The following is a 19,928-nucleotide window of genomic DNA, read 5'->3' as shown; positions in this document are numbered from 1 at the left end:
CCAAACCCCGACTCCACAGGAGTCCGCAATCGCGCCAGGGTGGAATTCACGATCGCAGATGTTACCCGTTAGTTGTGTTGTGGCGCACGGTAGTGTCGAACGAGCCACCTTGGTATCCACCCTGGTCGCCGTTCTGGTACGCCATCACCTGCGTATCGTCGTTCTGATCAAGTGACTCGCGGATAGCCACCTGGGCCGCATGCGGCAGGGTGTGCATGATTTCGCGAACTCGTGCCTGGCGGCGAAGTACGGCCTGGCGTACCGGCATACCGGGCGTCGCCCGCATCTGCGGGATGATGCCCTCGACCTCCTCGGCACCACCGTGGTGGTGACCGGCGTCCACGAGCGCCTGCTCGCGCGCCATCTGGGCCTCGTCCTTCTCCTCGGACATGCCGATCGGGCCGATCATGCGACCGTTGAGGAACTGCTTGACCACCGGCTCCTCGGAGGTGAGCAGCACCTCGCGCGGACCGAACATCACCAGCGAACGCCGGAACAGCATCCCGATGTTGTCGGGCACCGTACGAGCCAGGTTGATGTTGTGGGTCACGATCAGGATCGTCGCGTCGATCTGAGCGTTGATATCGATCAGCAACTGCGACAGATACGAGGTACGCACCGGATCCAGACCCGAGTCCGGCTCGTCGACCAGAATGATCTGCGGATCCAGCACCAGAGCCCGCGCCAGACCGGCGCGCTTGCGCATACCACCGGAGATCTCACCCGGGAGCTTGCCCTCGGCACCGAGCAGACCGGTCAGCTCGAGCTTCTCCATCACGATCTTCTTGATGTCGGACTCGGACTTCTTGGTGTGCTCACGCAACGGGAAGGCCACATTGTCGAACAGGTTCATCGACCCGAACAGCGCACCGTCCTGGAACAGCACACCGAACAGCTTGCGGATTTCGTAGAGCTCCTTATTGGAGCAGGTCGTGATATCGGTGCCGTCGATGAAGATCGAACCGCGCTCCGGACGCAGCAGACCGATCAACGACTTCAGAAAGACGGATTTACCGGTACCCGAGGGGCCGAGCAGCGCGCTGACCTCACCCGAGGGCAGCGTCAATGAGACGTCCTGCCAAATACGCTGGGAACCGAAGGATTTGGTAACACCTTCGGTCCTGACCTCGACGCCCACGCCAACCTCCACAAATTCTCAGCGAGCAGCCCACCGGCGAACCGCGCTATCGGGTATCACGGTGTGTCGCGTCACAGTGGGTGCGGTCACTGTATCCCATGAGCATGACGCGGCACACCCTAACCTGACCGAAGAGTAACCCCGAATCACTCTCAGTATTCGCAATACCGTCGCGTGCTTCGGGACAAAGCAAACGGGCGGTCCCCAGTGGGACCGCCCGCTCGACTACACAGCCGTGGCGACCCCTTGCGGGTCGCTCGGCAGGGTCAAGTGAATTACTTGACCGAGACCTTGGCGCCGGCCTCTTCCAGCTTCGCCTTGGCGGCCTCGGCGGCCTCCTTGGCGACCTTCTCCAGGATCGGCTTCGGGGCACTCTCGACCAGGTCCTTGGCTTCCTTCAGGCCCAGGCCGGAGACGATCTCGCGGACCACCTTGATGACCTGGATCTTCTTCTCGCCCGCACCCTCGAGGATGACGTCGAACTCGTCCTGCTCCTCGGCGGCCTCGGCCGGAGCGGCACCACCGGCGACGGCGGCGACGGCGACCGGAGCAGCCGCGGTGACCTCGAACTTCTCCTCGAACTTCTTGACGAAGTCCGACAGCTCGAGCAGGGTCATTCCGGCGAAGGTCTCGAGCAGTTCGTCAACGTTGGCCATTGTTGTTTCCTTTCGGTAGTTGGTTGTCTATGAGGGCGAGCCGCAACGAGTCACCCGCATGGGGGTGTTACTCGGCGGCAGCTCCGCCTTCGGCCTGCTTCTTCTCCTGCAGGGCGGCGGCCAGGCGGGCCACCTGCGAAGCGGGAGCGTTGAACAGACCGGCAGCCTTCGCCAGGTTGCCCTTCATGGCGCCGGCCAGCTTGGCCAGCAGCACCTCGCGGGACTCCAGGTCGGCGATCTTCTCGACCTCGGCAACGGACAGCGCGTTGCCGTCCATGTACCCGCCCTTGATGATGAGCGCCTTGTTGTCCTTGGCGAAGGTCTTGATGGCCTTCGCGGCGTCGACCGGCTCGCCCTTGATGAAGGCGATGGCGGTCGGTCCGACGAACAAGTCGTCCAGGCCAACGACGCCCGCCTCGGCGGCCGCACGCTTGACCAGGGTGTTCTTGGCGACGGAGTAGGTAGCGCCTTCGCCGAGCGCGCGACGCAGATCGGTGAGCTTACCGACCGACAGACCACGGTATTCCGTGATGACGGTGGCCGTTGAGCTCCTGAACTGCTCCGTGATCTCTTCGACCGCGGTGACCTTCTCGGGTTTTGCCATACTTCGCCTCCTCTCTGGATGTCGGTTCGTATTCGAACTGCCGAGTACCAGGGGCCAGCGATAAAGCAAACGCCCCGAACGCAGAGCGTTCCGGGGCGCAACAGGTGATCGACCCGGCATGCACCGGATCAATGCCCAGCCTCGGTCCTCCCTGCGTGGGCCGCCGGCTTGATGCCGAACCTTCGACCACGCCCGAATGGGCGCAGTGACCAACGGTCTTCGGTAGAACGGATTGGGTAGTCATCGAACTCGTCGATTACTTCCGTCCACAGTAGCCGAACCCGCCCTCATCTGCCAAAACGGGTGCGAACGGGACGCTTTCGCGACCGAATTGTTGTGGCGCGCCTCACATTTCACACGCGAATGTGGCGGATGTCGCCAGCAACAAGTGTTACCAAGAGTGACAGATACTGCTTGACTACCGAACTATGGCAACCTCCATAGTCGATCCACCGGTGCTGCTGGAACGACGCACCACGCGCTTCATCGCCCTGGCCGTCATCTGCCTCGCGGAACTGCTGGTCGTCCTCGACAACACCATCGTGAACGTGGCCCTCCCCTCGATCGGGGTGGAGTTGGCCACCGGCGTCAGCGGCCTGCAATGGGTCGTCGACGCGTACACCCTGACCTTCGCCGGGCTGTTGCTCGCCTTCGGCAATCTCGGCGACCGCTACGGACGCCGCCGCATGCTGATCATCGGTTTGCTCGGCGTTGCCGTGATGTCGATCGGCGGCGCGCTCTCGGAGTCCATGGGCAGCGTCATCGCCGCCCGCGCCGCGATGGGCATCTTCGCCGCGGCCGTCTTCCCCGCGACGCTGGCGCTGATCATCAATGTCTTCACCGATAGACGCGAGCGCGCACTGGCCATCGCCGCCTGGACCGCGATGGCCGGATTCGCCATCGCGATCGGGCCGATCTCGGGCGGCTGGCTGCTGGAACACTTTTCCTGGCATTCGGTCTTCTGGATCAATGTGCCGGTGGCACTCATCGCCGTGGCCGCCACCCGCATCTGGGTCCCCGAATCGCGGTCCACCCAGGTGGGACGGCTCGATCTGCCGGGTATCGCGCTATCGATCGCGGGCATCACGCTGTTGGTGTGGGCCATTATCGAGGCGCCGCGCTACGGCTGGCTGTCGACGACCACCCTCAGCGTCGCCGCGCTCGGCATTGTCCTGCTCGCCGCCTTCATCACGTGGGAATTGCGTACCAGCGCGCCGATTCTCGATATGCGGCTGTTCCGCAATCGCCGATTCTCCATGCCCGCCTTGGCAATTGCGGTCGGCTACTTCTCGATGTTCGGATTCTTGTTCCTCATTACCCAGTACTTCCAAGGCATCCGCGAGTACACCCCGCTCGAATTCGGTATCGCCTCACTGCCGTTCGCGTTCTCGGTCGCGATCGGCGCACCGATCGCGACGCTGCTGGCCACGCGGGTCGGAACCACGCCGGTGATCGTATTCGGGCTACTGCTCACCGGATCGGGGTTGTACCTGGGTGGTCAGGTGACAGTGGACAGCAGTTACGTCACCGATGTACTGCCGTCCATGGTGTCGATGGCGCTCGGCCTGGCCATCGTGCAGGGCCCGGCCACCGAATCCATCATGTCGTCGCTGCCGCTCGATGAAGCGGGGGCGGGTTCGGCGGTCAATGACACCACTCGCGAAATCGGCGGCACACTCGGCGTCGCGGTGCTCGGCTCGATTGTGGCCTCCTACTACACAACTCGCGTCGCACCGCTGATCGATCGGGTACCCGCCGGGATGATGAACTCCGACGAGCGCAGTCTGGTCAAGGCCAGTCCGCTCAGTGTGCTGGAGATGCGCAAACGAGAACTCGCGCCGTTCTTCGCCGCCCAGCGCGAAAGCCTCATCACCGCGATGAAAACCGCCGCCCTGCAGGGGTCACACGCCGCATCACTGGTGGCCGCGGGCGCGGTCGTGGTGTGCGCGCTGATCGTCGCCATCTTCCTGCCGTGGGGTGCGCAGGAGGGCGAGTCGGTGCTGCTCGGCTGGCGCAAATCCACCGAGTCCCGGGACAACTGACCATCGAGGCGAGTCGAATGGTGGTGCGAACTCACCATTCGACTCGCCTCGGCGATGGGTCAGGCGGGGGTCGCCTGGCGAACCAGGCGCGCAAGTGCCGCGAGTGCGCCGGTGCGGAATTCGGGTGTGGTGACCAGGCCGTCGACGTCGACGGCATCGCGAGCCACGGGGAGTCTGGCGCAGGTGTCCGGATCGACGATGGCGCCGACGTAGCCCAGCACCGTGGTCAGCGTGGTGGCCGCGCCTTCACCACGGCCCCGGGCCGCGACATTGAGGAAGGCCGTTGGCTTTTCGTAGAGGTCGGCGGTGCCGACGGTCCAATCCAGCAGGTTCTTGAAGCTGCCGGGGAGGGTGCCCGCGTATTCGGGTGTGCAGAGCAGTACCGCGTCGGCACGCGAAATGTGTTCGCGCAGTGCGACAACCGACCGATGGCCGGTTCCGTCATCATCGGGACTGAATGCCGGAAGGTCGGCGAGGCCCTCGTACCAGAAGGTCTCGACGCCCTCCGGTGCGATCGCCGCCACGGTGCGCAGTGCGGCGGTATTGGTCGAAGCACTACGCGTGCTTCCGGAAATGAGCAGAACGGCGGTCACCCCAGGGGCAACCTCCGCCGCGCGCGAATTAGTCCGGTCGGCGGTGCTTCCACTGGAGCGACATCCGCAACGCGCAGAGGGCGGGAACGCGATTCGCGTTCCCGCCCTCTGCGGTACTGCTCAGCTTCCTGCGGTAGTTCAGCCTTCGCGGTGAGCTACCGAAAGCTCGGGTGCTACTTACGCATCCTCGTCGAGGAGGTTGCGGGTGCGGTTCGGGTCCACCGGGATGCCCGGTCCGGTGTTCGTCGAGACCGTCACCTTCTTGACGTAGCGGCCCTTGGCGGTCGACGGCTTGGCACGCAGGATCTCATCCAGCGCGGCACCGTAGTTCTCCACCAGCTTGGCATCATCGAAGGACGCCTTGCCGATGACGAAGTGCAGGTTGGCCTGCTTGTCGACGCGGAAGTTGATCTTGCCGCCCTTGATGTCGTTGACGGCCTTGGTCACATCGTTGGTGACCGTGCCCGTCTTCGGGTTCGGCATCAGGCCGCGCGGGCCCAGGACACGCGCGATCCGGCCGACCTTGGCCATCTGGTCCGGGGTGGCGATCGCGGCGTCGAAGTCCAGCCAGCCGCCCTGGATCCGCTCGATCAGATCCTCGGCGCCGACCGCGTCCGCACCGGCGGCCTCGGCCTCGGCGGCCTTCTCACCGGCCGCGAACACGATGACGCGGGCGGTCTTACCGGTGCCGTGCGGCAGGTTGACCGTGCCGCGGACCATCTGGTCGGCCTTGCGGGGATCCACACCGAGACGAACGGCGACCTCGACGGTCGCATCGGTCTTGGTGGTTGCGGTCTCCTTCGCCAGGCGCGCGGCGGCCAGCGGGGAGTAGAGCTGAGTGCGATCGACCTTCTCGGCCGCGGCGAGATACGCCTTGCTTCGTTTTGCCATTTTGTCTGTGTCCTTATCGGTGTTCAGATGTGGTTGCCGGGCCTGGCAGGCCCTCCCACGTGGGTCCCGGCAGCTGGTCCGGGATTACGGGAACTCAGCCCTCGACGGTGATACCCATCGAGCGAGCGGTACCCGCGATGATCTTGGCCGCCTGGTCGATGTCCTTGGCGTTCAGATCTTCCTGCTTGGTCTTGGCGATCTCCCGGACCTGGTCCATGGTGACCTTCGCGACCTTGGTCTTGTGCGGCTCGGCCGAGCCCTTCTGCACACCGGCGGCCTTGAGCAGCAGCCGAGCGGCGGGCGGGGTCTTCAGCTTGAAGTCGAAGGTCCGGTCCTCGTACACCGAGATCTCGACCGGAATGACGTTGCCACGCTGCGATTCGGTCGCGGCGTTGTACGCCTTGCAGAACTCCATGATGTTGACGCCGTGCTGACCGAGCGCGGGGCCGACCGGAGGGGCCGGGTTCGCCTGGCCGGCCTGGATCTGAAGCTTGATGATCCCGGCGAGCTTCTTCTTCTTGGGGGGCATCTTTCTTTCCTAGGTGTTTGTTTTCCTTGCTCTTTGCAAGTCCAAGGTGAATCAACCCGTGGTCCGGGCCGATCCATTCCGTCGTCCCGTCGCCGGGGCGGCAGAGTTGGTCTAGATCTTCGCGACCTGAGTGAACGCCAGCTCGACCGGAGTCTCGCGACCGAAGATCGACACGAGCACCTTGAGCTTCTGCTGCTCGGCGTTGACCTCGGAAATGCTGGCGGGCAGCGTCGCGAACGGGCCGTCCATCACGGTCACCGACTCGCCGACCTCGAAGTCGACCTCGATGACCGGCTTGGGTGCGATGTCGGTGGCGGCCGCGGTCGCCGCGGCGGCCTCGGCAGCGGGCTTCTTCTGCTGCTGGGCGGCCGGGACCAGGAACTTCACCACGTCATCGATGGAAAGCGGCGACGGGCGCGAGGTGGCGCCGACGAAACCGGTGACACCGGGGGTGTTGCGCACCGCGCCCCACGACTCGTCGTTGAGCTCCATCCGGACCAGGATGTAGCCGGGCAGCACCTTGCGGTTGACGTGCTTGCGCTGGCCGTTTTTGATCTCGGTGACCTCTTCGGTCGGCACCTCGACCTGGAAGATGTAGTCCTCGAGGTCCAGGTTCTGCACGCGGGTTTCGAGGTTGGCCTTCACCTTGTTCTCGTAACCGGCGTACGAGTGGATCACGTACCAATCACCGGGGGCGCGCCGCAGCGCGGCCTTCATCTCGGCGACCGGATCAGCGGGTTCGGCATCGACAGGAGCAGCCTCGACAACTTCGGCGTCAGCGGCGTCGGATTCGTCGACCACAGCTTCCTCGACGGCCGCAGACTCCTCGACGGTCTGCACCGCGTCGTCGACCGGGAACTCGTCGGTTGTGTCGTTCTCCGGGGTGCTCACTGGGGCACTCGCTTCCTGTGTCGTCACGTACATCCTTTGCGTACCGGGCCGGGCGCGCTGTGACGCGCACCGCCCCGGGATCGGCTACCGGCGTCGGCAGATCGTTTCGAGCGCCCTGCAAGCGGTCGCTAGCGGTGATCAGCTAGCCGAACAGCCAGCTGACACCCTTGATGAACGCCACATCCAATCCGCTGATGAACGCGACCATGAAGATCACGAACACCAGAACAACGCTCGTATAGGTGACCATTTGCTTCCGGTTGGGCCAGATCACCTTGCGCAGTTCCGCGACAACTTCGCGCAGGAACTTGATCAAACGCTTGAACGGGTTACCCGTCTTCTTGCGCTCGGCCCGATCGGTCTTCTTGGCTGCCTTGGCCACTGTGGGCCGGTCGATCGTGGCGACCGAACCCGTATCGGCCTGCGACGCAGAGCGACCCCGCCGGGCGGACCGCTTGCCGCTCGGCCGAGCCATGGCGGCGGTGTCGTCGCCATCCTCGGCAGCATGCGCGCCGTGGCGAGTATCCCGCTCGTCGACCACGTCGATCCTTTCGTCGCTGGCATCCAGGGCAGGGGCGACAGGACTTGAACCTGCAACCTGCGGTTTTGGAGACCGCTGCTCTGCCAATTGAGCTACGCCCCTTTGGTCGGACGATCACAGCTGTCCGACCACTGTTCTGTGTTCAGTTGTCGTTCTTGCTCTCTGGTGTCACACAACACGCGCGCCACTCCGGCAGTTGCCGACCCCGTGGTGAATCCCCTACGGACCCACCTGGAGCCAGCCTTGCAGAGCAGCGCGCAGCGGCTGGTGACCCCAGAAATCTGAGTGTACGTTACCGCCCGCGGCATTTGCCAATCAGGGTCACCCGACCAGCTCAGACCAGTTGCACGGTTGCCGTAGCCCGTCCGAAGATCTTCTTGCCCGCCGCCTTCGCCACGATGGCGACGACCGCGGTCCGGGTCTCCGGATCCACCGATTTCACCTTACCCGTGAACTCGACCTCCGCGGGCTCCTCGGAGCCGACGTACACCGGACTGGTGAAGCGGACGTTGTATTCCTTGACCGCGCCGGGATCGCCGAGCCAGGAGGTGACGAAACCGCCGCCGAGGCCCATGGTGAGCATGCCGTGCGCGACCACATTGTCCAGGCCGACCAGCTTGACGACCTCATCGCTCCAGTGGATCGGATTCGCGTCACCGGACACGCCCGCGTAGTTCACCAGATCGCCGCGCGTCAACCGGACGGTGCGCGGGGGCAGCTCGTCGCCGACCGCGATGTTCTCGAACTCGAGCGCATGCTTGCTCGGCGCGATCGCGGGCACCACCGGCACCGGCGCCGCGGCGGGAGCGACCAGGGTGCGCGGGTGATGGGTGGGGGCGTCCTCGCCGATGCCGTGCATGAGCACATTGCGGACCGCGCCCTGCAGGTTCGGGTCGATATCGCCGCCGCTGCGTCCGATCAGCGTGGTGTAGGTGGTGAGCACCATCTCGTCGTTCTGCGCGGTGACGACGTTCTTGGTGACGATGATGTCGCCGCCGAAGGCCTGCCGGAACGAGTGCAGGTAGACATCGCAGACCAGTTGGTCGCCGACCTTGATCGGCCGATGGAATTCCAGGATCTGATCGGTCTGCATGATCTGGCTCAGGTCGTAACCGGTGACGATCTGCTCGAAGAGCTTGCGCTGGGCCAGAATTCCGACCAGGGAAATGAAGGTCAGCGGGGCGAGCAGGCCGTCGTAGCCGTACTCCTGCGCGGCATCCTCATCCCAGTGCACCGGGTGATAGTCCTGTACGGCGCGGGCGTATTCACGCACCTTCTCGCGGCCGACCTCGTAATAGTCGTCGACGCGGTAGTGATGACCGACCATCGCCGCGGCGTGCGCCGCAGGGTCGAGTTCTTCGTCCATTGCGACCGCTTCGTCTGTACCGGTGTTGATTGTCACGGGAGGACTGTACCTATCTGACCCCGCAACCGGAGTCGACGAGCGTTCACGACTGCGCCTCGCGAACGCTCGGCGCTATCGTGCCCGCATTGGCGGCTGTGTCTATTGCTCACTCGCTACGCTCGCTCGTGCCCCGTCCGGCGCGTGAAACACGTCAGGGCCGGACATGATGTCCGGCCCTCGCAAGTGTCACGACCCGAGAATCCGGGACGAAACCCGGAAGCCAATCAACGCGGCAGCGGCACGCGTGGTGGACTAGCGGGATTCGCGGTGCGCCCGGTGCGTGCCACAGTTCGGGCAGAACTTCTTCAGCTCCAGCCGATCCGGGTCGTTGCGCCGGTTCTTCTTGGTGATGTAGTTGCGGTGCTTGCACTGCTCGCAGGCCAAGGTGATCTTTGGCCGGACATCGGTGGACTTCGCGGCCACGATATTCCTTCTTTCGGTCAACCAGATGGTCTGATCGGTCTTTGGTAGCGATGGCCGGACTTGAACCGGCGACACAACGATTATGAGTCGTTTGCTCTACCGACTGAGCTACACCGCCACGGGGTCGCATTGCCTTGGTGATGCCGCGCCCGGCTCCACAAAGTGGAGGGTGTAGCGATGCCGAGTCGGTCACCACCGGCAATCCGGCGAGCCCCCTAACGGAATCGAACCGTTGACCTTTTCCTTACCATGGAAACGCTCTGCCGACTGAGCTAAGGGGGCATGACTAGCTCCGCACCGTGATCTTTGATCACGACCCCGGCGCGGCGAAGTCTTGAACGAGGTTACACACTCACCGGTCACAGTTCCAAACCGGGTGGTCAGAGCCGGTTTGTGGCCACCCGTCGAGCGGCCGCTAGCGACTGCTTGCAGGTCGCTCGAAAGGATCAGCCACGGCGCCCTACCGGTAATTGACGAACTGCAGTGCGATGCCGAAGTCCTCACCCTTCAGCAACGAGATCACCGCCTGCAGATCGTCGCGCTTCTTGCTGGAGACGCGGAGTTCATCACCCTGGATCTGCGCCTTGACACCCTTGGGGCCCTCATCGCGGATCTTCTTGGAAATCTTCTTCGCATGTTCGGTGTCGATGCCCTGCACCAGGGTGCCGGTGATTTTGTAGGTCTTACCCGAGGCGGCTGGCTCACCGGCGTCGAATGCCTTGAGCGAAATATCGCGGCGGATCAGCTTTTCCTTGAACACATCCAGCGCCGCTTTGACCCGCTCCTCGGCCTCGGCGGTCAGCACGATCTTGTCCTCACCGGACCATTCGATGGTCGCGCCGGTGCCACGGAAGTCGTAGCGGGTGTTCAGCTCCTTCTCCGCCTGATGCAGCGCGTTGTCGACCTCCTGACGGTCGACCTTGCTGACAACATCGAAAGACGAATCGGCCACACTTCGCTCCTGTCCTGGCGGTCCAACGGTCTTGACAGACCCTTTCGAGCGACCTGCGAGCAGTCGCTACGGACCGGCTGTTCCGGTCACGGTCAGTTCTACCCCGCGGCGCGACCGTAGTCCCGTCGCATGGCCGATGGCCAGCCGGTTTGCATTATGGGTGCGGGTTCGTTGTAAGCTGCACTGCGCGCCGAGAAGCGCGACGGCAGGTTGCCCGAGCGGCCAATGGGAGCAGACTGTAAATCTGTCGGTGAAAGCCTACGTAGGTTCGAATCCTACACCTGCCACCGAAAGCCCCCGTCGATCCAAATGATCGGCGGGGGTTTCTCTTTTCCGCCGCACGAGATCAATTCACAAAGGGTCGGCTGTCGAAGTGCGGCCGGATCGGTCGCATTCAGGGTCGCGACGAGCTCGTCCTCCTCGTAGCGGAAATGGGTTTTCAATTCACCTGCGAGCCGATCGAATTCGGTGCGCAGACGGCCGGGATCGGCACCGTCGAGCAGTTGCTGTAGCTCGGTGAGCGCCGCGGCGACGACACCGTGTTCACGCTGCAGCCGCTCGACCACCGGAGCCAGTTCCGGGTGCTGTCGGGCCAGCGCCGGAAAGACACCGTCCTCACTGCTGTGATGTTCGTGAAGCGCGCCACAGAATGCGATGCAGTGACTGCGCAGATCGGCCGGCAGACTCGGGATTTCACTTCCATTATGGAGCTGGTCGAGCTGGGCGCGGACCGTCGCGAGATCACGGCGCAACTGCTCGTGCACGGTGCGCAGATGATCGCCGATGGCGGCGGCACGGCGCACCGGCTGCTCGGGCACCGCACCGCCGGGACCAGTGGTCGCGGCATTGAAATCCGATGCCGAACTCGGCCGTGAATCGGTCATGTCGTGCGTCCTTCCAGATCACCGGGTATATCGGCGATCGCCGGTACTAGCCTTGCCGGAGACAGCAGATTTTGCTTTGCAAGCAGAAATACTTTGTATGCAAAGATTATTTGGGAGGTGCAGTAGATGTCAACGGACGTGCCTGGCATCGGGGTGGAAGAGGGCGTTCGGAGCCTGCTGCTGCTCATGCCCCGAGTGGTGGGGCGAGCCAAGAAGATGCGGGTTCCCGCAGAGCTGCAATCGTTTTCGCTCGCGCCGCGACATCTGTCATTGCTGGCGAATCTGGTGTTCGAGGGACCGATGACGGTGAACGATCTGGCGGCGCGGCTGGAGGTGGCGCCGACGACGGTCAGCCTGATGGTGGGCGATCTGAGTCGTCAGGGTGTGCTGGAGCGGCGCTCGGATGAAAAAGACCGGCGCCGCACCATCGTTGCTATCGCGGCGGCGCACGAGAAGTCGGTCAACGCCTGGCTCGGCGGCAGCGCGCGGGCCTGGCGGAAGGTGCTCGAACCACTGGATGCCGAGCAGCGGCGGCTGTTCGTCGCGACGCTGCGGGCCTACGAGCAGGAGCTGGCGGCCGAACATGATTGAGCGCCTTGGCATCCCGGCGCCCGTGTATCAGTGGTGGCGGGCGGCTCAGTAGCGGCGGGGACCGCCCGCCATTTCCTCGAGGCGGGCGATGCGGTCGGCCATCGGGGGGTGGGTGGAGAACAGGCGGGCCGCGCGCTCACCGGTGCGGAAGGGGTTGGCGATCATCAGGTGCGACTGGGCGGTCAGCTGCGGTTCCGGGGGCAGCGGTGCGGCCTGTACGCCGCGCTCCAGCTTGCGCAGGGCCGAGGCCAGCGCGAGCGGGTCGCCGGTCAGCTCGGCGCCGGACTGATCGGCCTGGTATTCACGCGAGCGGGAGACCGCCAATTTGACCAGGGTCGCGGCGATCGGGCCGAGCAGCGTCACCAGGATGACGCCGAGGATATTGGGGCCCTCGCCGTCGCGATTGCCGCCGAACATCGATGCGAAGAAGGCCAGATTGGCCAGGCCGGAGATGACCGCGGCCAGTGCGCCCGCGATCGAAGAGATCAGAATGTCGCGGTTGTAGACGTGCGATAGCTCATGGCCGAGCACCGCGCGTAGCTCGCGCTCGTCGAGGATCTGCAGGATGCCGCTGGTACAGCAGACAGCGGCATGGCGCGGACTGCGGCCGGTCGCGAAGGCATTGGGCGCGTTGGTCGGGCTGATGTAGAGCCGGGGCATCGGCTGGCGCGCCGTGGTCGCGAGCTCACGCACGATGCGATAGATGGCCGGGGCCTCCAGCTCGCTCACCGGCTGCGCGTGCATGGCCTTGAGCGCGATCTTGTCGCTGTTGAAATAGGCGTAGGCGTTCATACCCACCGCGAGCAGGATCGCCAAGAAGAGAATGGTCGGGCTGCGGAACATCGCTCCGGCGAGCACGATCAAGGCCGAGAGGCCGACCATGAGCCCGAACGTCTTCAGCCCATTCGCATACCCGTGCGTGTGCATAGGTCTCCTTGCCCACTCCCCCGTTCGTTGAGTGTCTTACGGCAGATCAACGATAGAGATCACGGGCAAAGTTCCGGGTGTGATCGAGTCCGGCGTGCCGGGCCGCAACCACTAGCCGACGCGCTCGATGGTGTAGCGGACCAGATGCTCCAGGGCGTCATTGGCCGGACCCGAGGGCAGTGCGGACAGTTCGGCGTGCGCGAGATCGGCGTAGCCCTGCAGCTTCTCCTTGGCCAGCACCATGCCGCGGGAGCGGGCGAGCAGGCCGAGCGCCTCTTCGACCTCGGCGTCGGTCTCCAGCGGGTGGGCGAGCAGTTTGCGCAGCCGGTGGCCCTCGGCGCCCTCATCGCGCAGCGCGTACAGCACCGGCAGGGTGTGCACGCCCTCGCGCAGGTCGGTGCCCGGCGTCTTACCGGACTGTTCGGCGGCCGAGGAGATGTCGATGATGTCGTCGGAGATCTGGAAGGCGGTGCCGACCGCATCGCCGAGCCGGGCCAGCCGTTCCACATGCTCGGTGTCGGCGCCGGAGAAGGTGCCGCCGAAGCGTCCGGCGGCGGCGATCAGCGAGCCGGTCTTTTCCCAGACCACGCGCAGGTAGTGCTCCACCGGATCCTGGGAATCGCGGGCTCCCATGGTTTCCCGCATCTGGCCGGTGACCAGTTCGGCGAAGGTCTCGGCGATGATCCGCACGGCATCCGGGCCCAGGGTCGAGGTGAGCCGGGACGCGTGCGCGAACAGATAGTCGCCCGCGAGGATGGCGATGCTGTTGCCCCAGCGCGAATTCACGCTCGGGGCGCCGCGGCGCATCGGGGCCTCATCCATCACATCGTCGTGGTAGAGGGTCGCCAGGTGCACCAGTTCGACGACGGTGCCAGCGGTGATCAGGGCCGGATCGGTCGGGCGCGGGCCGAGCTGCCCGGTGAGGATGGTGAACAGCGGGCGGAATCGCTTACCTCCGGCCTTGGCCAGGTGCAGCGCCGCCTCCTGCAGGAACAGTTCGCCGTCGGACAGCTCATCGATCAGCAGTTTCTCGACATCGATGAGCCCATTGCGCACGGTCGCCGCGAGCTCGGTGTCACCGAGATCGACTCCGGCGACCACCGTGCTCTCATCACTCACAGCCGATGTGCTCATCTCTTCTCCCAGCGCTGCGTCCGACCCCACGGTAGAGAACCTAGCGTGTCCCCGCCGCGCGGCCCATGAACACCGTCACTATGCGGTGTATCAGACACTTTCGCATATGCTTTTCCGAGCTCATCGATCGCATGGTGTGCGGCACAGGCGGGCACCGTCGACATGAACCGAACCCTCCTGCAAGTATTGACCGCATGGGTTCACCGGATGTCACACCCGCGGGCGCGGACGGGGAGACGCAGGGCGCGATTCCCACGCACACCGAAGTGCTCGTGGTCGGCGCCGGACCGGCCGGTTCCGCCGCGGCCGCATGGGCCGCGCGAGCTGGCCGCGATGTCGTACTCACCGATGCCGCCGTCTTCCCACGGGACAAGACCTGCGGCGATGGACTCACCCCGCGCGCGACCGCCGAATTGGAGAAGCTCGGACTCGGTGCCTGGCTACGCGCGCACACCGTGAACCACGGCCTGCGGATGACCGGCTTCGGCCGCGAGGCCCTGCTGCCGTGGCCGGGCGGTTCCTTCCCAACGTATGGAAGTGCCGTTCCCCGAACCGAACTCGACGACAAACTGCGTGAGACAGCCGTGAAGTCCGGGGCCAGAATGCTGGACGGCACAAAGGTGATAGATGTCATCCGCGAGGGTGATCGCGTCACCGGTGTGACGGTGAAGACGGCGGATGGCACCCAGGTGATCAGCTGCAAGACGCTCGTCGTCGCCGACGGTGTGCGCTCCCCGATCGGCAAAATGCTCGGGCGCACCTGGCATCGGCGCTACGCCTATGGCACCGCGGCCCGCGCCTACATCAAATCCGCGCGCAGCGACGACCAATGGATCACCTCACATCTGGAATTGCGCAATGCCGACGGCGAATTGGTGCCCGGCTACGGCTGGGTGTTCCCGCTCGGCAATGGCGAGGTGAATATCGGTGTCGGATCGCTGGCCACCGAGAAGCGACCCTCGCATATCGCGTTGAAACCGCTGCTGGAGCATTACACCTCGCTGCGCCGCGAGGAGTGGCGGTTCGAGGGTTCGCTGCGCGCTGTCGCATCGGCGCTGCTGCCGATGGGTGGTGCGGTATCGAATATCGCGGGGCGCAACTGGGTGCTGATCGGCGACGCCGCGGGATGTGTGAATCCGCTCAATGGCGAGGGCATCGATTACGGCCTGGAGGGCGGTCACATGCTCGCCGGGCTGCTGGACGAACCGGATCTGACGGCGGTGTGGCCGGAGCTGTTGCGGGCCCGCTACGGGCGGACCTTCTCGGTGGCGCGGCGGATCGCCGGACTGGCGACCCATCCGCGGATGGTGCCGATCGGCGGGCCGCCGGTCATGCGGTCGAAGTACCTGCAGCGCACCGCGGTTCGGGTAATGGGCAATCTGGTCACCGACGAGGATCTGGATCTGACCGCACGGGCCTGGCGCGCGGCGGGTCGGGCGTCCTACCGCTTCGACGAACTCGCCCCGTTCACCTGAGATGACCGGATTACCTGCGCTCTATCTGCTGCCGCACCTGCGGCGGGCGCGGGATCTCGCCGATCGCGACTATGCCGAGCCGTTGAATCTGGACGAATTGGCCGCTGCCGCAGGGGTTTCGAAGTATCACTTCCTGCGCGCGTTCGCGGCGGTCTACGGGTTGACGCCCGCGGCATATTTGGCGGAGCGGCGGATCGAGCGGGCACAGGACTATCTGCGGGCCACCAATCTCACCGTGACCGAGGTCTGCATGCTGGTCGGGTACAGCAGTCTCGGATCGTTCAGCAGTAAGTTCCGGCAGCTGGTCGGGGTGACGCCATCGGAGTACCAGGCCAAATTCGCCGATGGGGCGCCGCGGATTCCGGGCTGCTATGTGTTCATGCACGGGCTCTCGGACCGCAAGCCGCCGAGTTGAGTCGCCGGTGCTACGCACAGCTCAGCAATTTCGGAGAAGCGGCCGGATCGCCGCGTTTTCTAGCCTTTGGGCATGACTATTACCAACGTTTCCCTGGTCACCGTGTACGTCACCGATCAGGACGCGGCGAAGCAGTGGTACATCGACAAGCTCGGATTCGTCGAAACCAGCGATGTGACCATGGGCGAGAACGGATTCCGCTGGGTCAGCGTCGCACATCCCGAGCATCGCGAACTCGAGATCACCCTGATGATTCCGGGACCGCCGCTGGATGAGAATCTGGCCGACGCCATCCGCCGGGCACTGGCCAATGGCACCCACGGCGCGCTCGGGTTGAAGACCGATGACTGTCAGAAGACCTTCGAGGAGCTGACCGCCAAGGGCGTGGAATTCATTCAGCCGCCCGCCGCCCGCCCCTACGGCACCGAGGCGATCATCCGCGACAACTCCGGCAACTGGTTGGTGCTGGTGGAACCCAAGGAATTCAGTCCGGAAGACTTCGCCTGACCAGCGGCCCTGACACGCCCCGGCTTCGACCGGGGCGTGTGCCGGACGGCGGGCTCAGGACCTGGCTTGGGTGGCGAACCACGCCTCGATATGTTTGCGTTCGCTCTTGAGCACCCGGTGATGCAGTTGTTCGGCGAGCGGTTCGATGGCGCCACCGACCAGTGGAACCTTCACCTGTACCGTGCCGACGACCTCGATTTCCGAACCCTCGGCGGTCGGGCGGAGTTCGTAGGTGCCCGTCATCTCGCTGGTGATGCCGCCGGTAGCGCCCTCGAAGGTGCCTTTGGCGATCTCGCCGTCCAGCGCCTGCCAGTTGTCGGTGCGTGAGAGCACCAGGTCGCTCTTGAGCACCTTGCGCACGATTCCGGGAACCTTGTCGTCGCTGGCCTTTTCCGTCATATGGATGCGGATGGTGTCCGCGCCGTCGGGGTGTGATAGGTCGACTGTGGCGGTTTCGGCACCCGCGAACCGGGACCGCCAGACTTCGTCGTTGGTGAGTGCCCGGTGAAGATCTTCGACCGGTACGGCGTAGGGCACGGTGAAGCTGAATTTTCGGGACATGGGCGCCACGCTAGCGGAGGCGGCAAGTAGCCTGTTGGGGTGTCGGAAACCAGCCAGTCTGCAAGGCGGTCGAACCGCCTGCGGCGGGCCAGGATCGGTGTCCTGACCGCGGCGATAGTGCTCAGCACGCTGGTCGGGCTCCTGGTGCTCGCCGCCTGGCGCAATGACTATCTGATCAGCTCCGACAAGGGTGTGACCTCCGCCGAGGTGCTCTCGGCCGGGCGGTTGCGCTCGGCGGTCACCTATGTGACGCCCGACGGCAAGACGCACAATCCGAAGGTCGGCGTGCTGTATCCGACCAATCTCACCGCGGGTGAGCGGATCAATGTGGAGTACAGCCGCAGCGATCCGGATCTGGTGCGGGTGGCCGGGCGTGATGTGCGGGTCGCGATTCAGCCCGCGCTGTCGGTGATCGTGGTGGTGTGGGGTATCGCGCTGCCCACGATATGGATTCTGGCCCGGTCCCGGCGCCGCACGCCGGGATCCGCCGACGGCGCCCGCGCCGCCGCGAGCGCCACCTGAGCCGGACCCGGCACCCCGACAGTTCGCCGGATCTTTGCGTACCGGTCACGTCGACGTGACGGCGCGGCGCGGTGCACGAGTCAGTCTGACAGGGTGCGAGTAGCCATCGTTTCGGAGTCGTTCCTGCCGAATATGAACGGCGTCGTCAATTCCGTGCTCCGGGTGCTGGATCACCTGGAACAGCACGGTCACGAGGCATTGGTGATCGCGCCGGGTACGCCGAGCGGGCTGCCCGCCGCCGCGGACTTCCACAGCCGGTTCCCGGTGTATCGGGTGCCCGCGGTGATGGTGCCGAAGGTCAGTTCGTTGCCGGTCGGCCTGCCGCAGCCCGGAATCACCGCCGTGATCGATGACTTCGACGCCGATGTGGTGCATCTGGCCTCGCCGTTCCTGCTCGGCGCCGGTGGACTCGGCGCCGCCATGCGGTTGGACCTGCCGTCGGTGGCCATCTATCAGACGGATGTCGCCGGATTCGCGAAGAGCTATGGGCTCGGGCTGGCCAGTCGGGCGGCGTGGGCATGGACGCGGCGCATCCACGAGGGCGCGACCCGGACATTGGCCCCCTCGCGCGCGGCCGCCGAGGATCTGGCGCGGCACGGTATTCCGCGGGTGCACCGCTGGGGGCGCGGGGTCGATATCGCCCGGTTCACGCCGTCGGCGAAGCAACCGGGGCTGCGCGCCTCCTGGTTGCGTGGGCAGGACAGGCTGCTCGTCGGTTTCGTCGGTCGGCTGGCTCCGGAGAAGCACGTGGAGCGACTCGCGGTGCTGGCGAGCGATCCGAAGATCCAACTGGTGATCGTGGGGGACGGACCGGAACGAGCCCGGTTGGCGCGGATGATGCCCTCCGCGGTGTTCACCGGTGAGCTCGGCGGCGCCGAGTTGGCGCGGGCCTACGCGAGTCTGGATGTGATGGTGCACGCGGGCGAGCACGAGACGTTCTGTCAAGGGGTGCAGGAGGCACTGGCCGCCGGGGTTCCGGTGATCGGGCCCGATGCGGGCGGACCACGCGACCTGATCGCGCACTGCCGCAACGGCTACCTACTACCTGTGGACCGCTTCTCCGAACTACTGCCCAGCGCGGTTGCGGCGCTTCGGGATCCGGTAACCAGGGCGCGGTTCGCCGGTGCCGCGCGCAAGTCGGTGCTGCACCGGACCTGGCCCGCCATCTGCACCGAGTTGATGGGGCACTACGCCGATGTCACCGGTATTCGGGTCCAACTGCCGCACACCGCGTGACGGCGCGAATCTCGGCTCCGTCATGTGAGTTTCGCGACGTCGCGGTTCCCATTCGCGCCAGGTGGCGCACGTGACCATGCGAAAACCGGCACATACAGCCGCGATCGAAACTGTCTGGGCCAGTCGGGCCCGAGGGTTCTCGTGGGCCGGCTGGTACGCGCGGTAGGTTCAGGGTGTGGCGAAAACAGAGCAGCGGGAATCGGTTCGAGCCTCGCTGGACAAGCAGCCGCACGAGGTCGCGTCGATGTTCGACGGGGTCGCGAAGCGGTACGACCTGACCAATACCGTCATTTCGTTGGGACAGGACCGATATTGGCGCTGGGCGGTGCGCAAGGCGCTGGCACCGCGACCGGGCGAGCGGGTGCTCGATCTCGCCGCTGGGACCGGGATTTCCACGCTCGACCTCGCGAAGTCCGGCGCGTGGTGTCTGGCCGCCGACTTCTCGCTCGGCATGCTCGCCGCGGGTAAGTCCCGCAATGTGCCGATGGTGGCGGCCGATGCGACCGCGCTGCCCTTCGCCGATAATTCGTTCGATGCGGTGACCATCTCCTATGGCCTGCGCAATATCTCCGAGACCGATCGGGCGCTGCGCGAGATGCTGCGGGTCACCAAGCCGGGCGGGCGGTTGGTGGTCTGCGAGTTCTCCACACCCGTGGTGCCGGTTTTCAGCACCATCTACATGGAGTATTTGATGAAGGCCCTGCCGAAGGTGGCGCGGGCGGTCAGCAGCAATCCGGACGCCTATGTCTACCTCGCCGAATCCGTGCGCGCCTGGCCGAATCAGCGGCAGTTGGCGATGCGGATCGCGGATGCGGGCTGGTCGTCGGTGAAGTGGCGGAATCTGACGGGCGGGATCGTCGCGCTGCATCGTGGCTACAAATTGGGCTAACGTCCTGGTCACGACACATTTCTGTGGTGTGCGCCACAGCTCACCGACAGATTTTGTGCCGGTGAGGTTATTTGTCACCTCCCGATAACGTTGGGTAAATCCGGCGCAATCGGCGATCAGCA

23 protein-coding genes and 4 tRNA genes are annotated in these 19,928 nt (G+C 65.0%); 9 read left to right on the top strand and 18 right to left on the bottom strand.

The window, feature by feature from the left end; translation table 11 throughout:
* Positions 1–61: 61 nt before the first annotated feature.
* The 3 genes from ACQP2D_RS04735 to rplJ form a co-directional block, all read right to left on the bottom strand.
* The gene (locus tag ACQP2D_RS04735; protein ID WP_433682496.1) at positions 62–1,138 is read right to left on the bottom strand and encodes an ABC transporter ATP-binding protein; all 1,077 of its coding nucleotides are present in this window, start codon (positions 1,136–1,138) and stop codon (positions 62–64) included.
* Positions 1,139–1,413: 275 nt separating this feature from the next.
* On the bottom strand, positions 1,414–1,794 hold the full coding sequence (rplL, locus tag ACQP2D_RS04730) for a 50S ribosomal protein L7/L12 (RefSeq protein ID WP_433682495.1): 381 nt from the start codon (positions 1,792–1,794) through the stop codon (positions 1,414–1,416).
* A 67-nt stretch (positions 1,795–1,861) separates the two neighbouring features.
* The gene (gene rplJ, locus ACQP2D_RS04725; RefSeq protein ID WP_354961082.1) at positions 1,862–2,398 is read right to left on the bottom strand and encodes a 50S ribosomal protein L10; all 537 of its coding nucleotides are present in this window, start codon (positions 2,396–2,398) and stop codon (positions 1,862–1,864) included.
* Positions 2,399–2,826: 428 nt separating this feature from the next.
* Here rplJ and ACQP2D_RS04720 point away from each other — a divergent pair, with 428 nt between their 5' ends.
* Positions 2,827–4,440 (top strand): MFS transporter, encoded by a 1,614-nt coding sequence (locus ACQP2D_RS04720; RefSeq protein ID WP_433682494.1) that lies wholly within the window; start codon positions 2,827–2,829, stop codon positions 4,438–4,440.
* A gap of 59 nt (positions 4,441–4,499) precedes the next feature.
* On the opposite strand, the gene ACQP2D_RS04715 is transcribed toward ACQP2D_RS04720, so the two are convergent.
* The 11 genes from ACQP2D_RS04715 to ACQP2D_RS04665 all read right to left on the bottom strand — a co-directional run bounded on the left by ACQP2D_RS04715 (position 4,500) and on the right by ACQP2D_RS04665 (position 10,665).
* Positions 4,500–5,033 (bottom strand): NADPH-dependent FMN reductase, encoded by a 534-nt coding sequence (locus ACQP2D_RS04715; RefSeq protein WP_433682493.1) that lies wholly within the window; start codon positions 5,031–5,033, stop codon positions 4,500–4,502.
* Between the two features lie 177 nt (positions 5,034–5,210).
* The gene (gene rplA, locus ACQP2D_RS04710) at positions 5,211–5,924 is read right to left on the bottom strand and encodes a 50S ribosomal protein L1 (protein WP_354960268.1); all 714 of its coding nucleotides are present in this window, start codon (positions 5,922–5,924) and stop codon (positions 5,211–5,213) included.
* A 94-nt stretch (positions 5,925–6,018) separates the two neighbouring features.
* Positions 6,019–6,453: a 50S ribosomal protein L11 gene (gene rplK / locus ACQP2D_RS04705; RefSeq protein ID WP_355179587.1), complete on the bottom strand. Its 435-nt coding sequence runs from the start codon at positions 6,451–6,453 to the stop codon at positions 6,019–6,021.
* 111 nt (positions 6,454–6,564) lie between these two features.
* Positions 6,565–7,344 carry a transcription termination/antitermination protein NusG gene (gene nusG, locus ACQP2D_RS04700; protein ID WP_433685531.1) on the bottom strand — a complete coding sequence of 260 codons (780 nt, stop codon included), beginning with the start codon at positions 7,342–7,344 and terminating at the stop codon, positions 6,565–6,567.
* Positions 7,345–7,486: 142 nt separating this feature from the next.
* Complete coding sequence (secE, locus tag ACQP2D_RS04695; RefSeq protein WP_433682492.1) at positions 7,487–7,885, bottom strand: preprotein translocase subunit SecE; 399 nt, start codon at positions 7,883–7,885, stop codon at positions 7,487–7,489.
* 29 nt (positions 7,886–7,914) lie between these two features.
* Positions 7,915–7,987 (bottom strand) — tRNA-Trp (locus ACQP2D_RS04690).
* A 232-nt stretch (positions 7,988–8,219) separates the two neighbouring features.
* Positions 8,220–9,281: a fused (3R)-hydroxyacyl-ACP dehydratase subunits HadA/HadB gene (locus ACQP2D_RS04685; protein WP_433685529.1), complete on the bottom strand. Its 1,062-nt coding sequence runs from the start codon at positions 9,279–9,281 to the stop codon at positions 8,220–8,222.
* 261 nt (positions 9,282–9,542) lie between these two features.
* A complete protein-coding gene (rpmG, locus tag ACQP2D_RS04680; protein WP_011211653.1) occupies positions 9,543–9,713 on the bottom strand; it encodes a 50S ribosomal protein L33 in 171 nt (56 codons plus the stop codon).
* 42 nt (positions 9,714–9,755) lie between these two features.
* Positions 9,756–9,831: transfer RNA gene (locus tag ACQP2D_RS04675), tRNA-Met, on the bottom strand.
* Between the two features lie 91 nt (positions 9,832–9,922).
* Positions 9,923–9,995 (bottom strand) — tRNA-Thr (locus tag ACQP2D_RS04670).
* Positions 9,996–10,173: 178 nt separating this feature from the next.
* On the bottom strand, positions 10,174–10,665 hold the full coding sequence (locus ACQP2D_RS04665; protein ID WP_433682491.1) for a YajQ family cyclic di-GMP-binding protein: 492 nt from the start codon (positions 10,663–10,665) through the stop codon (positions 10,174–10,176).
* Between the two features lie 204 nt (positions 10,666–10,869).
* Between ACQP2D_RS04665 and ACQP2D_RS04660 the strand changes: the two genes are divergently transcribed.
* Positions 10,870–10,952 (top strand) — tRNA-Tyr (locus ACQP2D_RS04660).
* On the opposite strand, the gene ACQP2D_RS04655 is transcribed toward ACQP2D_RS04660, so the two are convergent.
* Positions 10,941–11,549, bottom strand: coding sequence for a hemerythrin domain-containing protein (locus tag ACQP2D_RS04655; protein WP_433682490.1), 609 nt, complete (start codon positions 11,547–11,549; stop codon positions 10,941–10,943). The two genes, ACQP2D_RS04660 and ACQP2D_RS04655, sit on opposite strands and share 12 nt — an antisense overlap.
* A gap of 126 nt (positions 11,550–11,675) precedes the next feature.
* On the opposite strand from ACQP2D_RS04655, the gene ACQP2D_RS04650 reads away from it, so the two are divergent.
* On the top strand, positions 11,676–12,140 hold the full coding sequence (locus tag ACQP2D_RS04650; RefSeq protein WP_433682489.1) for a MarR family winged helix-turn-helix transcriptional regulator: 465 nt from the start codon (positions 11,676–11,678) through the stop codon (positions 12,138–12,140).
* A 45-nt stretch (positions 12,141–12,185) separates the two neighbouring features.
* Here ACQP2D_RS04650 and htpX read toward each other — a convergent pair whose 3' ends face one another.
* Together htpX and ACQP2D_RS04640 are read right to left on the bottom strand one after the other, a co-directional pair.
* The gene (htpX, locus tag ACQP2D_RS04645) at positions 12,186–13,067 is read right to left on the bottom strand and encodes a zinc metalloprotease HtpX (RefSeq protein WP_433682488.1); all 882 of its coding nucleotides are present in this window, start codon (positions 13,065–13,067) and stop codon (positions 12,186–12,188) included.
* 111 nt (positions 13,068–13,178) lie between these two features.
* Positions 13,179–14,201, bottom strand: coding sequence for a polyprenyl synthetase family protein (locus ACQP2D_RS04640; protein ID WP_433682487.1), 1,023 nt, complete (start codon positions 14,199–14,201; stop codon positions 13,179–13,181).
* 194 nt (positions 14,202–14,395) lie between these two features.
* Between ACQP2D_RS04640 and ACQP2D_RS04635 the strand changes: the two genes are divergently transcribed.
* From ACQP2D_RS04635 to ACQP2D_RS04625, 3 genes are all read left to right on the top strand, one after another.
* A complete protein-coding gene (locus tag ACQP2D_RS04635) occupies positions 14,396–15,676 on the top strand; it encodes a geranylgeranyl reductase family protein (protein WP_433682486.1) in 1,281 nt (426 codons plus the stop codon).
* A 1-nt stretch (position 15,677) separates the two neighbouring features.
* Positions 15,678–16,091 (top strand): helix-turn-helix transcriptional regulator, encoded by a 414-nt coding sequence (locus ACQP2D_RS04630; protein ID WP_433682485.1) that lies wholly within the window; start codon positions 15,678–15,680, stop codon positions 16,089–16,091.
* A gap of 72 nt (positions 16,092–16,163) precedes the next feature.
* Positions 16,164–16,598 (top strand): VOC family protein, encoded by a 435-nt coding sequence (locus ACQP2D_RS04625; protein WP_433682484.1) that lies wholly within the window; start codon positions 16,164–16,166, stop codon positions 16,596–16,598.
* 54 nt (positions 16,599–16,652) lie between these two features.
* Here ACQP2D_RS04625 and ACQP2D_RS04620 read toward each other — a convergent pair whose 3' ends face one another.
* The gene (locus ACQP2D_RS04620) at positions 16,653–17,159 is read right to left on the bottom strand and encodes a DUF2505 domain-containing protein (RefSeq protein WP_433682483.1); all 507 of its coding nucleotides are present in this window, start codon (positions 17,157–17,159) and stop codon (positions 16,653–16,655) included.
* 39 nt (positions 17,160–17,198) lie between these two features.
* Between ACQP2D_RS04620 and ACQP2D_RS04615 the strand changes: the two genes are divergently transcribed.
* From ACQP2D_RS04615 to ACQP2D_RS04605, 3 genes are all read left to right on the top strand, one after another.
* The gene (locus tag ACQP2D_RS04615; RefSeq protein ID WP_433682482.1) at positions 17,199–17,681 is read left to right on the top strand and encodes a DUF3592 domain-containing protein; all 483 of its coding nucleotides are present in this window, start codon (positions 17,199–17,201) and stop codon (positions 17,679–17,681) included.
* A gap of 93 nt (positions 17,682–17,774) precedes the next feature.
* The gene (locus ACQP2D_RS04610) at positions 17,775–18,917 is read left to right on the top strand and encodes a glycosyltransferase family 4 protein (RefSeq protein ID WP_433682481.1); all 1,143 of its coding nucleotides are present in this window, start codon (positions 17,775–17,777) and stop codon (positions 18,915–18,917) included.
* Between the two features lie 175 nt (positions 18,918–19,092).
* Entirely contained in the window at positions 19,093–19,806 is a 714-nt protein-coding gene (locus ACQP2D_RS04605; protein ID WP_433682480.1) for a demethylmenaquinone methyltransferase, read from the top strand.
* The last annotated feature ends 122 nt before the right edge of the window (positions 19,807–19,928 follow it).

The sequence above is a fragment of the Nocardia sp. CA-119907 genome, from assembly GCF_050955995.1.
Lineage (GTDB): Bacteria > Actinomycetota > Actinomycetes > Mycobacteriales > Mycobacteriaceae > Nocardia.
The sequence above is the reverse complement of the archived record's forward strand: the minus strand, read 5'-3'. Positions and strand labels throughout refer to the sequence as shown.